The 13382-nt window shown below is 66.3% G+C and carries 10 protein-coding genes; 5 read left to right on the top strand and 5 right to left on the bottom strand.

All coding sequences use genetic code 11. From position 1 onward, the window contains the following. Window positions 1–10: 10 nt before the first annotated feature. From WFQ67_RS10620 to WFQ67_RS10605, 4 genes are all read right to left on the bottom strand, one after another. Window positions 11–2266 carry an Orn/Lys/Arg decarboxylase N-terminal domain-containing protein gene (locus WFQ67_RS10620; RefSeq protein WP_173178802.1) on the bottom strand — a complete coding sequence of 752 codons (2256 nt, stop codon included), beginning with the start codon at window positions 2264–2266 and terminating at the stop codon, window positions 11–13. A gap of 126 nt (window positions 2267–2392) precedes the next feature. Next, complete coding sequence (dnaQ, locus tag WFQ67_RS10615) at window positions 2393–3133, bottom strand: DNA polymerase III subunit epsilon (RefSeq protein ID WP_337056817.1); 741 nt, start codon at window positions 3131–3133, stop codon at window positions 2393–2395. A gap of 58 nt (window positions 3134–3191) precedes the next feature. Next, window positions 3192–3617: a ribonuclease HI gene (rnhA, locus tag WFQ67_RS10610; protein WP_111261362.1), complete on the bottom strand. Its 426-nt coding sequence runs from the start codon at window positions 3615–3617 to the stop codon at window positions 3192–3194. A gap of 18 nt (window positions 3618–3635) precedes the next feature. Continuing rightward, window positions 3636–4400, bottom strand: coding sequence for a methyltransferase domain-containing protein (locus tag WFQ67_RS10605; RefSeq protein WP_111261361.1), 765 nt, complete (start codon window positions 4398–4400; stop codon window positions 3636–3638). A 60-nt stretch (window positions 4401–4460) separates the two neighbouring features. On the opposite strand from WFQ67_RS10605, the gene gloB reads away from it, so the two are divergent. Together gloB and WFQ67_RS10595 are read left to right on the top strand one after the other, a co-directional pair. Next, the gene (gene gloB / locus WFQ67_RS10600; protein ID WP_213629051.1) at window positions 4461–5240 is read left to right on the top strand and encodes a hydroxyacylglutathione hydrolase; all 780 of its coding nucleotides are present in this window, start codon (window positions 4461–4463) and stop codon (window positions 5238–5240) included. Window positions 5241–5340: 100 nt separating this feature from the next. Continuing rightward, a complete protein-coding gene (locus tag WFQ67_RS10595; protein ID WP_337056816.1) occupies window positions 5341–6936 on the top strand; it encodes a LysM peptidoglycan-binding domain-containing protein in 1596 nt (531 codons plus the stop codon). On the opposite strand, the gene WFQ67_RS10590 is transcribed toward WFQ67_RS10595, so the two are convergent. Beyond that, the gene (locus WFQ67_RS10590) at window positions 6924–8348 is read right to left on the bottom strand and encodes an HDOD domain-containing protein (RefSeq protein ID WP_213629049.1); all 1425 of its coding nucleotides are present in this window, start codon (window positions 8346–8348) and stop codon (window positions 6924–6926) included. The genes WFQ67_RS10595 and WFQ67_RS10590 overlap by 13 nt on opposite strands. Before the next feature lie 257 nt (window positions 8349–8605). On the opposite strand from WFQ67_RS10590, the gene WFQ67_RS10585 reads away from it, so the two are divergent. Genes WFQ67_RS10585 through WFQ67_RS10575 form a run of 3 tightly spaced genes read left to right on the top strand, consistent with a single transcriptional unit; the run spans window position 8606 to window position 13382 of the window. After that, window positions 8606–10432, top strand: a complete 1827-nt coding sequence (locus tag WFQ67_RS10585) for an extracellular solute-binding protein (RefSeq protein WP_271105540.1) — start codon at window positions 8606–8608, stop codon at window positions 10430–10432. Then, window positions 10429–12297: an extracellular solute-binding protein gene (locus WFQ67_RS10580; RefSeq protein WP_337056813.1), complete on the top strand. Its 1869-nt coding sequence runs from the start codon at window positions 10429–10431 to the stop codon at window positions 12295–12297. Before WFQ67_RS10585 ends, WFQ67_RS10580 begins: the two co-directional genes overlap by 4 nt. Beyond that, the gene (locus WFQ67_RS10575) at window positions 12297–13382 is read left to right on the top strand and encodes a microcin C ABC transporter permease YejB (RefSeq protein WP_337056812.1); all 1086 of its coding nucleotides are present in this window, start codon (window positions 12297–12299) and stop codon (window positions 13380–13382) included. The genes WFQ67_RS10580 and WFQ67_RS10575 overlap by 1 nt, the downstream gene beginning before the upstream one ends.

Genomic DNA, 13382 nt, shown 5'->3' with positions numbered 1-13382 from the left:
CCCAGGCCCGTCATTCCCTTATGCAGTCAACGGTATAGCAGCGCCCCGTGGGGCTGTCGTCGTGCTGCAGGCCGTGGACATCGGAATCGAAGCCGGGGAAGCAGTTGTCGAAGGTCCGGGCGAAGGCCAGGTAGTCGATGATCGAGCGAGTCTGCGCGGTGAAACGCTCGCCCGGCATGATCAGCGGGATGCCCGGCGGGTAGGGCACCAGCATGACCGCGGCGATGCGCCCCTGGAGCTGCTCGATGGGCACCGCCTCGACCTCGCCGCGCACCAGCTTGTCGTAGGCCTCCGAGGGCTTGATCGCCAGCTCCGGCAGCGCGGTGTACATGCGTCGCATGGCGCGGGCGGTAGCGTTGTCGCGGTAGCAGGCGTGCAGTTCGTCGCACAGGTCGCGCAGCCCCAGCCCCTGGTAGCGGGCACCGCCGGCACGGGCCACCGAGGGCAGCGCGCTGGTCAGCGGGGCGTTGGCGTCGTAGGAGCGCTTGAACTCCAGCAGCTCGGTGAGCAGCGTGCTCCATTTGCCCTTGGTGATGCCCATGGAGAACAGCACGAGGAAGGAGTAGAGCCCGGTCTTCTCCACCACCAGCCCGCGCTCCCAGAGGAACTTGCCCACCACGGCGGCGGGAATCCCCTGCTCGCCCAGCTTGCCGTCGGCGCTGAGGCCGGGGGTGACCAGGGTGACCTTGATCGGGTCGAGCAGCACGTAGTCGTCGGCCACGTCGCCGAAGCCGTGCCAGTCGGCGCCCGGCTGCAGCAACCAGTCGCGGGTCGCCACCGACTCGGCGCCCTCCACCTGCGGCGGTTCCCAGATATCGAACCACCAGTCCTGGGCATCGAGGGTCTGCCAGACGTTGGCCAGGGCGCGGCGGAAGCTCACCGCTTCGTCGAAGGTCTCCTGGATCAGCGAGCGCCCGGCGGGGCCTTCCATCATCGCCGAGGCCACGTCGAGCGAGGCGATGATGCCGTACTGGGGCGAGGTGGAGATGTGCATCATGAACGCCTCGTTGAAGCGGTCACGGTCCAGCTGGCGACTGCCGCCGTCCTGCACGTGGATCATCGAGGCCTGGCTGAAGGCCGCCAGCAGCTTGTGGGTGGAATGGGTGGTGAACACCAGCGGGCCGTCGTCGGTGCGCCGGGTGCCCATGCCGTAGCGCCCGTCGTAGAACTCGTGGAAGGCCGCGTAGGCGTACCAGGCCTCGTCGAAATGCAGCACCTCGACTACATCGCCCAGCGCCTGCTTGATCAGTTCGGCGTTGTAGCAAAGGCCGTCGTAGGTGGAGTTGGTCACCACCGCCAGCTTCACCTTCGGCGCCCGGCCCCGGGCCAGGGGGCTGGCGTCGATCTTGGCCTGGATGGATTCGCGGCTGAACTCGCTGAGCGGGATGGGCCCGATGATGCCCAGCTCGTTGCGCTCCGGGCAGAGGTACAGCGGGATGGCGCCGGTCATGATGATCGAGTGGAGGATGGACTTGTGGCAGTTGCGATCCACCAGCACCAGGTCGTCGCGGGCGACCATGGAGTGCCAGACGATCTTGTTCGCCGTCGAGGTGCCGTTGATCACGAAGAAGGTGTGGTCGGCGCCGAAGTTGCGCGCGGCACGGGCCTCGGCCTCGGCGAGCGGGCCGGTGTGGTCCAGCAGCGACCCCAGTTCGGGCACCGAGACGGAGAGGTCCGAACGCAGGGTGTTCTCGCCGAAGAACTGGTGGAACGCCTGCCCCACCGGGCTCTTGCGGTAGGCGACGCCACCACCGTGGCCGGGCGTGTGCCAGGAATAGTTGGATTGCGCGGTGTGCTCCACCAGGGCGCGGAAGAACGGCGGCAGCAGGCCTTCGAGGTAGTTGCGCGCGGCGCGGGCGACCTGCCGGGCGAGGAAGGGCACGGTGTCTTCGAAGAGGTAGAGCAGGCCCCGCAACTGGTTGAGGTCGGCCATGGCTTCGGCCGGGGCATTCTCGATGGTGACCTGCTCGCCCAGGGCGAAGATCGGCAGTTGCGGTGCGCGCACCCGGGCCACGCGGATCAGCTCGACCACGTCCTGCAGCAGCCGCTGGTTCTCGCCCGCGCCTTCGGCGGCGACGAGGATGCAGGCCAGGCCATGGTGGGTGGAGGCGACGATGCGCCCTTCGGCGGAACTGGCGGTGGAGAGGATCGCGAAGCCGTCCTGCTCCAGCTCGCGGGCGATGCCGCGCACGCGATCACCGGCGACCGTGTCGGCCTTGATGTCGCGGTGGACGATGAGGATGGGGAACTTCAGGTCTTTGTACATGCAGGCTTCCCGAGGGCGGCGGGGGTCGTCCCGCCTGTGCCCTCAGGGTAGAAGCTTGCCGGAGTCGACGGAACCCCGGCTGCCTCAGCCTGTAAGAAAAGGTCGCGCCTCTGGAACTCGGCCGACTCAGGCTTCCGGAGCCGCCGGTTGCTCCATCTGCACCCAGAGTGCGGGGGCGCCGGAGGACTTCTCGATCACCGCCATGCGGGCCATGTGGGCCTGGACTTCGGCCTCGCTGGCGAGGATCACGCGGCCCGGCGCGCGACCGGTGATGCGGCGGATGGGGCTGGCCTGCGGACCGTTGCCGCTGTCCTCGCCGCTCTCGCCCGCCAGGGACAGGTTGGTCTGGCCACCGGTCATCGCCAGGTAGACGTCGGCGAGGATCTCGGCGTCGAGCAGTGCGCCGTGCAGGTCGCGGCCGGAGTTGTCGACGTCGTAGCGCTTGCACAGGGCGTCCAGGCTGTTGCGCTGGCCGGGGTGGCGACTGCGAGCCATCAGCAGGGTGTCGAGCACGCCGCAGTGTTCGGCGATGTCGGAGCGGTCGCTCTGGCCCAGCAGGGCGAATTCGTTGTTGATGAAGCCGATGTCGAACGCCGCGTTGTGGATGATCAGCTCGGCGCCCTTGATGAACTCGAAGAACTCGTCGGCGATGTCCTTGAAGCGCGGCTTGCCCACCAGGAACTCGTTGGTGATGCCGTGGACCGCGATGGCGCCCTCGTCCACTTCGCGATCGGGCTGCAGGTAATAGTGGAAGTGGCGTCCCGTCAGGCGGCGACCCTCCAGCTCGACGCAGCCGATCTCGATGATGCGGTGACCATCGGTCACCGGCATGCCGGTGGTTTCGGTATCCAGTACTACATAACGCATGTTCGGGCCCGTGAATGAATGGCTCTGTATATAAGGAAGGAAAGCCGCAGGCGGCATTCTAGCGGGCGTTCAGCTCGCTGACACCCCGGTTGGCCAACTGGTCGGCGCGCTCGTTGCCCGGGTGGCCGGTATGGCCGCGCACCCATTGCCACTCCACCTCGTGGCGGTTCACCTGCTCGTCGAGCAGTTGCCACAGGTCGGCGTTCTTCACCGGCTGCTTGGCCGCGGTCTTCCAGCCCCGCTTCTTCCAGTTCGGCATCCACTCGCGAATGCCGCGCATCACGTATTCGGAGTCGGTCACCAGGCGCACCTTGCAAGGCCGCTTGAGCTCGGCCAGGCCACTGATGGCGGCCATCAGCTCCATGCGGTTGTTGGTGGTGTCGCGCTCGCCACCCCAGAGCTCGCGCTCGACGCCCTTGTAGACGAGCAATACGCCCCAGCCACCGGGACCGGGGTTACCCTTGCAGGCGCCGTCGGTGTACATCTCGACTTGATCGGTCACTTATGCCTCGTGTTTCGAATCGCGCCGGCTGACCTTGGCCACCGGCATCGGCACCAGCTTGCCCATAGGCTCGCGGCGTGCCGGACGCAATGGGCGCAGGCCGACCACCAGCTTGCGCGCCACCAATAGATAGAAGCCGGCGCCGAACCACTGCCCGGCGCCTCCCCAGCGCTCCAGCCGGGCCAGGCGTGCTTGCCAGGCTGCCGAAGCGAGCGGCGGACGATAGCACCCGAAGCGGCGTTTCTCCAGCGCGAAGCCCAGCAGGTTGAGCCAGTCCGCGACCCGCGTCGGCGAGATGCAGCGGGCCTTGCCCAGGGCGTCCCCGGCGAAGTAGTGGCGCAGCCCCCAGGGGCTCCATGGGTTGACCCCGACGATCAGCAGGTGCCCGCCGGGCCGCACGCTGCGCGCGGCTTCACGCAGCAGGCCATGAGGCGACAGGCAGAAATCCAGCCCGTGCTGCAGCACCACCACGTCGGCGGCGTGCTCACTGAGCGGCCAGGCATTTTCCTCGCAGACGATCTCGACCCCCGAGAGCGGCGCCCCGAGGTGCACACTGCGCTGGATCTGCTTCGCCCCCGGCGGCAGCTCGGCGCGCGGGCCGTAGTGCACCAGGTAGCCACCGAAATAGCGTGCCAGTTCGTCCTCCAGCAGGCGCTGCTCCTCGAACAGCATCAGGCCGCCGAGCGGACCTTCGAACCAGGTGCGGGCATCGTCGATCAGCTCGATCCAGGCGGGGTCGGCCTGGGCGAAGGCTTTCTCGGTCATGGAAATCTCCTGCATGGGAGCCCTAAGATGCTCCTTTGCTCACTGATTGGCGACCGGATCATGATACAGATCGACCCCCTGCGTGCCTTCTCCGACAACTACATCTGGCTGTTGCAGGATGCGACGGAACGCCGCTGCGCGGTGGTCGACCCGGGTGACGCGACACCGGTGCTGGCCTGGCTCGAGGCCCACCCCGGCTGGACCCTGACGGACATCCTCATCACCCACCACCATGCCGACCACGTCGGCGGCGTCGAGCGCATCAAGGCGGCCACCGGGGCCCGCGTGCTCGGCCCGGCCAACGAGCGCATCCCCGGTCGCGACGAGGCCCTGGGCGAAGGTGACCTGGTGCAGGTGCTGGGTCTTTCGTTCCGCGTCATCCACGTGCCCGGCCACACCCTCGGCCACATCGCCTTCTTCCACGCGGATGCCACGCGGCCGCTGCTGTTCAGCGGCGACACCCTGTTCGCCGCAGGCTGCGGGCGCATGTTCGAGGGCAACCCGGAAGGCATGCAGGATGCCCTCGCCCGCCTCGCCGCGCTGCCGGCGGAAACCCTGGTGTACTGCGCCCACGAATACACCCTGAGCAACCTGCGCTTCGCCCGTGCGGTGGAGCCCGGCAATGCCGATGTAGCGCGACGTTTCGAGGAGGTCACCCGGCTGCGCGAGCAGGACGGCGTCAGCCTGCCCACGACCATCGGCCTGGAACGCCTGACCAATCCCTTCCTGCGGGTGAATGAAACATCCGTAAAAGAAATAGCCGACAAGCGGACCGGGACCCACAATCCCGCACCCGCACAGGTCTTCGCCGTCATCCGGGCATGGAAAGACGGCTTCTGAAACCCCTCTCAGGTCACAGTTGAGCTGGTGAAAACTTGACCACCCCCGGGTCGGTTTCTAGAATCGCCCGATCTTTTTGCCCGGAAAAGCACCCTGACCAATGCCGTCCAAGTCGTACCAAACCCTTGATCTAGACGCATTGGTTCGAGCCTCCCGGGCGCTCGTGCTGGTGTGCGCCGCCGCGCTGGCTGGATGCCAGAGCGCCGCCCACAAGCCCGAGGACGCGGGCCAGGACACCGACCTCGCCGTCGGCATGCAGCAGCAGAACCAGTGGCTGGACGAGGTGCCCGTCGAGCGCGAACCCCAGGACATCTGGGTGCGCATGCGCAAGGGCTTCGCCCTGCAGGACGAGATCGGCGTCAACCCGCGCATCGAGCAACAGCGCCTGTGGTTCGTCAGCAATCCCTCCTTCGTCGAGAACGCCAGCCAGCGCGGCAGCCTGTACATCCACTACATCGTCGAGCGCCTCGAAGAGCGCAAGATGCCGTTGGAACTGGCCCTGCTGCCGGTGATCGAGAGCGCCTACAACCCCTTCGCCTATTCCCGCTCCGATGCGGTGGGGCTGTGGCAGTTCATCCCCTCCACCGGCCGTCACTTCAACCTGCGCCAGACCAGCTGGTACGACGGTCGCCGCGACATCACCGCCTCCACCAATGCGGCCATGGACTACCTCGGCCGCCTGCACGAGATGTTCAACGGCGACTGGCTGCTGGCACTGGCCGCCTACAACGCCGGCGAAGGTACCGTGAGCCGGGCCATCGAACGCAACCAGAAGCTGGGGCTGCCAACCGACTACTGGAACCTGCCTCTGCCCCAGGAAACCCGTGACTACGTGCCCAAGCTGCTGGCCCTGTCCCAGGTGGTACTGGCGCCCGAAGCCTACGGCGTGAACCTCAGCCCCATCGCCAACGAGCCCTACTTCGAAGTGGTCGAGCTCAAGCAACGCATGGACCTGTCCCGCGTGGCCGCCATGGCCGAAGTGGACGAGGACGAGCTCTACCAGCTCAACCCCGCCTTCAAGAAACGCATCACCGTGGACGGCCCGCAACAGCTGCTGGTGCCGACCGAGAAGGCCGAGCTGCTGGCCGCCAACCTGTCGATGATGAAGCCGCAGGACCTGGTGGAGTGGCAGGAGTACAAGGTGCGCAACGGAGACAGCCTGCATGGCATCGCCAACCGCTACCACGTGACGGTGAACACCCTGAAGGAGATCAATGGTCTTTCCGGCAACCACCTGCGCGTGGGCCAGGCCCTGAGCATCCCGGTGGAGCCGGGCGCCAAGCCGAGCCAGCCGCTGTTCCAGAACCTGGCCCGTGCCGAGGAGCGCCCGAGCAGCGCGCCGCGTACCTACAAGGTGAAGAATGGCGACAACCTCTGGCAGATCGCCAAGCAGACCGGGGTCGACGTGGCTGATCTCAAGCGCTGGAACCGTCTTTCCGGCAACGCCCTGAAGGTTGGCCAGAGCCTGGCGCTGCAAGCCCCCGGCCAGGCGCCCGCCAAGAGCACCGCACGCATGGTCGCCTCGATCGACAAGCCCGGCCGCGATGCGGTGACCTACTACAAGGTCAAGGAAGGCGATTCGCTCTACGTGATCGCCAAGCGCTTCAACGTCGAGATGAAGCACCTGCAGCGCTGGAACCCGCGCAGCGGCCACGCGCTCAAGCCCGGCCAGACCCTCACGCTCTACCTCCCCTGAGTCAGCGCCTCCAGGCATCGCCCGGCCAACTGGGCGAAGCGCTGGAAGGCGATGAACTGCTCATGCTTGAGCGCCCTTCCCGATAGCCGGCAGTCGGCGTAGATCACCCCGATCTCGCGGCTGCCCGCCCGCAGCGGTGCGACGAAGAACATCCCCTGGCCGAACCAGCGGCGCATGGGCTGGGTCACCAGGTCGCTCAGGCTGTAGCTCGCCGGGATTCCCATCCACAATGCCTCGCGACTGCGCAGCACATAGCTGAACAGGTGCGGCTGCTCGGGCAGTTCCGCCGGCAGCTCGAACTCGCTGAGCCAATGGGCACTGCCCTCGCCCACCGCGCGCTTGGCGCGGAAGCGCGTCTGCCGATCGGCAAGCACGGCGATCATCACCCGCTCGAGGCCGACGCCCTGGTGCAGGCCCTTGGTCAGGGTGTCGAGGATCAGGCTGACATCCGCATTACGCGAAACCATCATCCCCAGGTCCTGCAACGCCTGCTGCATCAGCAACAGGTCCGGCTGCAGCAGCCGCGCCTTGCGCTGGGCCTGCTGTTGCAGCAACTGCTCGGGATCGGTATTGGGGATCAGCGCGCAGAGCTTGCTGGCACCGAAGGTCGCCGCCACCTTCACCGCCTCGTCGGCGCTGGCCAGTACCTGCTGCATCGCCTCCTCGGGGGTGACGCCGATGAAACTCGCCAACTGCCCCACCAGCTTGCCCATGGACGCCGAATCCCAGCCTTCGAGAGCCGCCTCGCTGATGCGCACGCCGAGGCTGACGGCCTTTACCGAAGGGTCGTTCTGCGCGCTGCCGCCCTGGGCCAGGGCGACGATCTCGCCGAGGTTCCAGCTCTTCACCAGGCCACCGGTGAGCTGGCGGAAGCTGGTGCCCAGCACCTGGCGCACCGCCTCGTCCTCGTCGACGCCGGCCTGGGCCAGGGCGCTGGCCAGTTCGTCGGCCTGCTCGCCGCCGCAACCCCAGAAGGCCAACTCGCCCAGGTGGTAGAGCAAGGCGGCGATGAACACTTCCTCCTGATCGCGGGTGAGCACGTAGCCGGCGATGTTGCGGGCCTGCACGGCGGCATGGAAGGAGCGTGCGAGCAACTCCTGCAGCTGCTCGCGCGGGGCGCGGGTGAGCAGGCCGTCGATCAGCGACAGCGACAGACCGATCAGCCTCACGTTGTCGAAGCCGATCAGCACGATCGCCCGCGAGATGGTGCGGATCGTTTCCTGGGAAGGGTTGTAGTAGACGCTATTGCCGACCCGCAGCACCTTCGAGGTGAGCGCGGCGTCGCGCAGGAGCACGTCGGCCAGTTGCTGGACCGACGCCTTGTCGTGTTGCGCCAGCTTGTGCAGGTCCTGCACCACCGCGGCGAGAGCGGGCAAATCCGCCTGATTGAGCCTGTCGATCCATGACTGCAAACCATGGCTACGTGAACCCAAGATAGGAACCCCTGCACGTTTTCCGGAAGTGTAGTCAAAATGCTGGCCATCCGGCCCTGAACCAGCTCTTTTTCCAGTGGATACAAGCTGTTACTGTACCGGACAAAATGCCCGCCCGACGGCTCCCGCCGAGGGCCCGAGATGCAGCCGGCGGCACGCCCGTCCGAGGTGTTCATGCCCAGCCAGGCTCACGATCCCACCCACGACCACCCTGCCATGGACCGGATACACGCCTGATGCGCCGCCTCTTGCTCCTGATGATCAGCCTGGCCAGCGGCCCGGTGGCCGCGACCATCAGCGAGAGCCATGGCTATGCCCAGTTCGGCACCCTCAAATACCCGGAAAGCTTCTCCCACTTCGACTGGGTGAACCCCGATGCCCCCAAGGGCGGCACGCTGAGGGTGATGGCCTTTGGCACCTTCGACACGCTCAACCCCTACACCTTCAAGGGCAGCAGCCCGGTATCGACGCCGAACTTCCTACAGTACGGCGTCACCGAGCTCAACGAGCCGCTGATGGCGGGCACCGGTGCCTACGACCCCTCTGGCGACGAGCCCGCCTCCAGCTACGGGCTGATCGCGAGAAGCGTCGAGTACAGCGAGGACCGCAGCTGGGTGGTGTTCAACCTGCGCCCGGAAGCGCGCTTCCACGACGGCCAGCCGATCACGGCCTATGACGTCGCCTTCTCCTACCGCACCCTGGTGAGCAGCGGCCACCCGCAGTACCGCACCAGCCTGCAGGAGGTGCAGCGGGTCGACATCCTCAACCGCCACCGCATCCGCTTCGTGCTCAAGCGCGCGGGCAACCCGCTGCTGATCCTGCGCCTGGGCGAGATGCCGGTGCTGCCGCAGCACTACTGGAAGAACCGCGACTTCAAGGCCACCAGCTTCGAGGCACCACTGGGCAGCGGGCCTTACCGCATCACCCAGGTCCGCCCCGGGCGCGGGCTGGTGTTCGAACGGGTCAAGGACTGGTGGGGCGAAAAGCTGCCGGTGAACCGTGGCAAGTACAACTTCGACCGCGTCGAGGTGGAGTTCTACCGCGACAGCAACGTGGCCTTCGAGGCCTTCAAGGCGGGTGAATTCGATTTCTACATCGAGCACCAGGCGAAGAACTGGGCCAATGGCTACCGCTTCCCGGCCATCGCCCGCGGGGATGTGATCCGCGCCGAGATACCGCACCAGATCCCCACCCAGACCCAGGCGCTGTTCATGAACACCCGCCGCGCCACCTTCCAGGATCGCCGCGTGCGCGAGGCCATGGGCCTGATGTTCGACTTCGAATGGACCAACCGCGCACTGTTCAACAACGCCTATGCGCGGGCCCGCAGCTACTACCCCAACAGCGAGTTCGAGGCCGGCGGGAAACCCGAGGGCCAGGAATGGCTGCTGCTCTCCCCCTACCGCGAGCAGTTGCCGGCCAAGCTGTTCACCGAGCCCTTCAAGGTCCCGGAAACCGATGGCCGCGGCATCCCCAGGGAAACCCTGCGCCGCGCCCTGGGTCTATTGGCCGACGCCGGCTGGAAGCTCTCCGGCCAGCGTCTGGTGAACAGCCGTGGCGAACCGCTGCGTTTCGAAATCCTGCTGGTCAATCCGAACCTTGAACGCATCCTCCAGCCCTACAGCGAGAACCTCGCCAGCATCGGCATCGACGTCACCCTGCGTACCGTCGACCGCGCCCAGTACAAGCAGCGCCTGGACCATTTCGACTACGACATGATCCTCATGACCCTGGCCCAGACCCTCAGCCCCGGACTGGAGCAGTCGCTCTACTTCCACTCCAGCCAGGCCTCCGTGAAAGGCAGCAAGAACTACGCGGGCATCGCCGACCCGGTGGTGGACGCCATGGTCGAGAAGCTCCTCGGCGCCCAGAGCCGCGACGAGCAGGTCGCCGCCGGGCGCGCACTGGACCGCACGCTGCTCTGGCAGCACTACAGCATTCCCAACTGGTACATCAACTACCACCGCCTGGCGTACCGCAACAGGTTCGCCTTCGTCACCACGCCGCCCTATACCCTGGGCCTGCGCGCCTGGTGGCTGAAGCCCACGGAGAAATCCCGATGAGCAAGACCCTGCGCTCCCTCTGCCTGAGCGGCTGCGGCGCATTGCTGCTGACCCTCGCCGGCATCGCCCATGCCGAGCCCCGCCACGCGATCACCCTCTACGACGAGCCGCCCAAGTACCCGGCGGACTTCAAGCACTTCGACTGGGTCAACCCGGACGCCCCCAAGGGCGGCACCCTGCGCCTCTCCGGCTTCGGCGGCTTCGACAGCCTCAACGAGTTCATTCCCAAGGGCACGGCGGCGGGCCAGTTGGGGCTGATCCACGACACCCTGACCTATCACTCCCCCGACGAGCCCTTCACCGAGTACGGGCTGCTCGCCGAGAAGATCGAGAAGGCTCCGGACAACAGCTACGTGCGCTTCTACCTGAACCCCAAGGCGCGCTTCAACGACGGCACCCCGGTGACCTCGGACGACGTGGTGTTCACCTTCAACATCCTGGTCGAGCACGGCGACCCGATGTACCGCCACTACTATTCCGACGTGGCCCAGGTGGTGGCCGAGGACAAGCAGCGCGTGCGCTTCGACTTCAAGCACCCGGGCAACCGCGAGTTGCCGCTGATCCTCGGGCAGATCCAGGTGCTGCCCAAGCACTGGTGGGCGACCCGCGATTTCTCCCGGAACACCCTGGAGCCGCCGCTGGGCAGTGGCCCCTATCGCATCACCAAGGTGGACGCCGGACGCTCGATCCGCTTCGAGCGGGTCAAGGACTGGTGGGGCAAGGACCTGCCGGTTAACCGCGGCTACTACAACTTCGACGTCATCACCGTCGACTACTACCGCGACATGTCGGTGGCGCTGGAGGCCTTCAAGGCCGGCCAGTTCGACTTCAACCTCGAGTACTCCGCCAAGGACTGGGCCACCGGCTACGACAGCCCCGCCCTGCGCGCCGGCAAGATCATCAAGCAGGCCATCCCCAACCACAACCCGGTGGGCATGCAGGGCTTCGCCTTCAACATCCGCCGGCCGGTGTTCCAGGATCGCCGGGTGCGGGAGGCCATCGCCTCGCTGTTCGATTTCGAATGGACCAACAAGCAGCTGTTCTTCGGTTCCTACAAGCGCACCCGGAGCTTCTTCGAGAACTCCGAGATGGCCGCCACCGGGCTCCCCAGCGAGGCCGAACTGAAGATCCTGGAACCGCTGCGCGGGCAGATCCCCGACGAGGTCTTCACCCAGGAATTCAAGCCACCGGTCAGCGATGGCAGCGGCATCATCCGCGAGCAGAAGCGCCGCGCCTACAAGCTGCTCACCGAGGCCGGCTACCGCATCGAGAACGACAAGATGGTCGGCCCCGACGGCAAGCCCCTGGCCTTCGAGATCATGATCGCCCAGGCCAACCTGGAGCGCGTGATCCTGCCGTTCAAGCGCAACCTCTCCGAGCTGGGCATCGACCTGACCATCCGCCGTGTCGACGTCTCGCAGTACATGAACCGCCTGCGCTCGCGCGACTACGACATGATCCCCGGGACCTGGGGCCAATCCAACTCGCCGGGTAACGAGCAGATGGAGTTCTGGCACTCGCGCAGCGCCGACAGCCCGGGCAGCCGCAACTTCATCGGCCTGCGCGACCCGGCCATCGACAAGCTGGTCGAAGGGCTGATCCGCGCCGACTCGCGGCAGAGCCTGATCGACCATTCCCGCGCCCTGGACCGGGTGCTGCTGTGGGGCAACTACGTGGTGCCCAACTACTACGTGGACACCTGGCGCGTGGCCTACTGGAACCAGTTCGACCGCCCCGCCACCACGCCGCTGTATGACTTCGGCATGCTCACCTGGTGGCAGAAGCCCGGCGCCAAGCCCCCCGCTGAGGAGGCCGATGCCGAAGACGCCCCGGCCAACGCCGCACAGAGCGAGGAAGCGCAGTAATGCTCGCCTACATCCTGCGGCGCCTGCTGCTGATCATCCCCACCCTGTTCGGCATCCTGCTGATCAACTTCATCATCATCCAGGCCGCCCCCGGCGGCCCCGTTGAGCAAATGATCGCCAAGCTCGAAGGCTTCGATGCCGCCGCCGGCGGCGCCACCGGGCGCATCTCCGGCGGCGGCGCCGAGGTTTCGGTGGCCGGCTCGAACTACCGCGGCGCCCAGGGCCTGGACCCGGAGCTGATCAAGGAAATCGAGAAGATGTACGGCTTCGACAAGCCGGCCCATGAACGCTTCTGGCTGATGATCAAGAACTACCTGCACTTCGACTTCGGCAACAGCTTCTTCCGCGATGCCAAGGTCACCGACCTGATCATCGAGAAGATGCCGGTTTCGATCTCCCTGGGCCTGTGGAGCACGCTGATCATGTACCTGGTGTCGGTGCCCCTGGGCATCGCCAAGGCGGTGCGCCACGGCAATGCCTTCGACGTCTGGACCAGCACCGCGATCATCGTGGGCTATGCCATTCCCGCCTTCCTCTTCGCCATCCTGCTGATCGTGCTGTTCGCCGGTGGCAGCTACTACGACTGGTTCCCCCTGCGCGGGCTGACCTCCAACAACTTCGACGAGCTGAGCCTGGGCGGCAAGATCCTGGACTACCTCTGGCACCTGGTGCTGCCGGTACTGGCGCTGGTGATCGGCAACTTCGCCACCCTCACCTTCCTGACCAAGAACAGCTTCCTCGACGAGATCAACAAGCAGTACGTGATCACCGCCCGCGCCAAGGGCCTGTCGGAGAGACGCGTGCTCTACGGCCACGTGTTCCGCAACGCGATGCTGCTGATCATCGCCGGCTTCCCCGCCGCCTTCATCGGCATGTTCTTCACCGGCTCGCTGCTGATCGAGGTGATCTTCTCCCTCGACGGCCTGGGTCTTCTGAGCTTCGAATCGGCGCTGAACCGCGACTATCCGGTGGTGTTCGGCACCCTGTTCATCTTCACCCTGCTGGGACTGATCGTGAAACTGATCGGCGACATCACCTACACCCTGGTCGATCCGCGCATCGACTTCGAAAGCCGGGAGGGCTGA

Source organism: Pseudomonas sp. USHLN015, from assembly GCF_037153275.1.
Taxonomy (GTDB): Bacteria; Pseudomonadota; Gammaproteobacteria; order Pseudomonadales; family Pseudomonadaceae; genus Metapseudomonas; species Metapseudomonas tohonis.
This window is presented reverse-complemented; position numbering and strand designations above follow the sequence as displayed.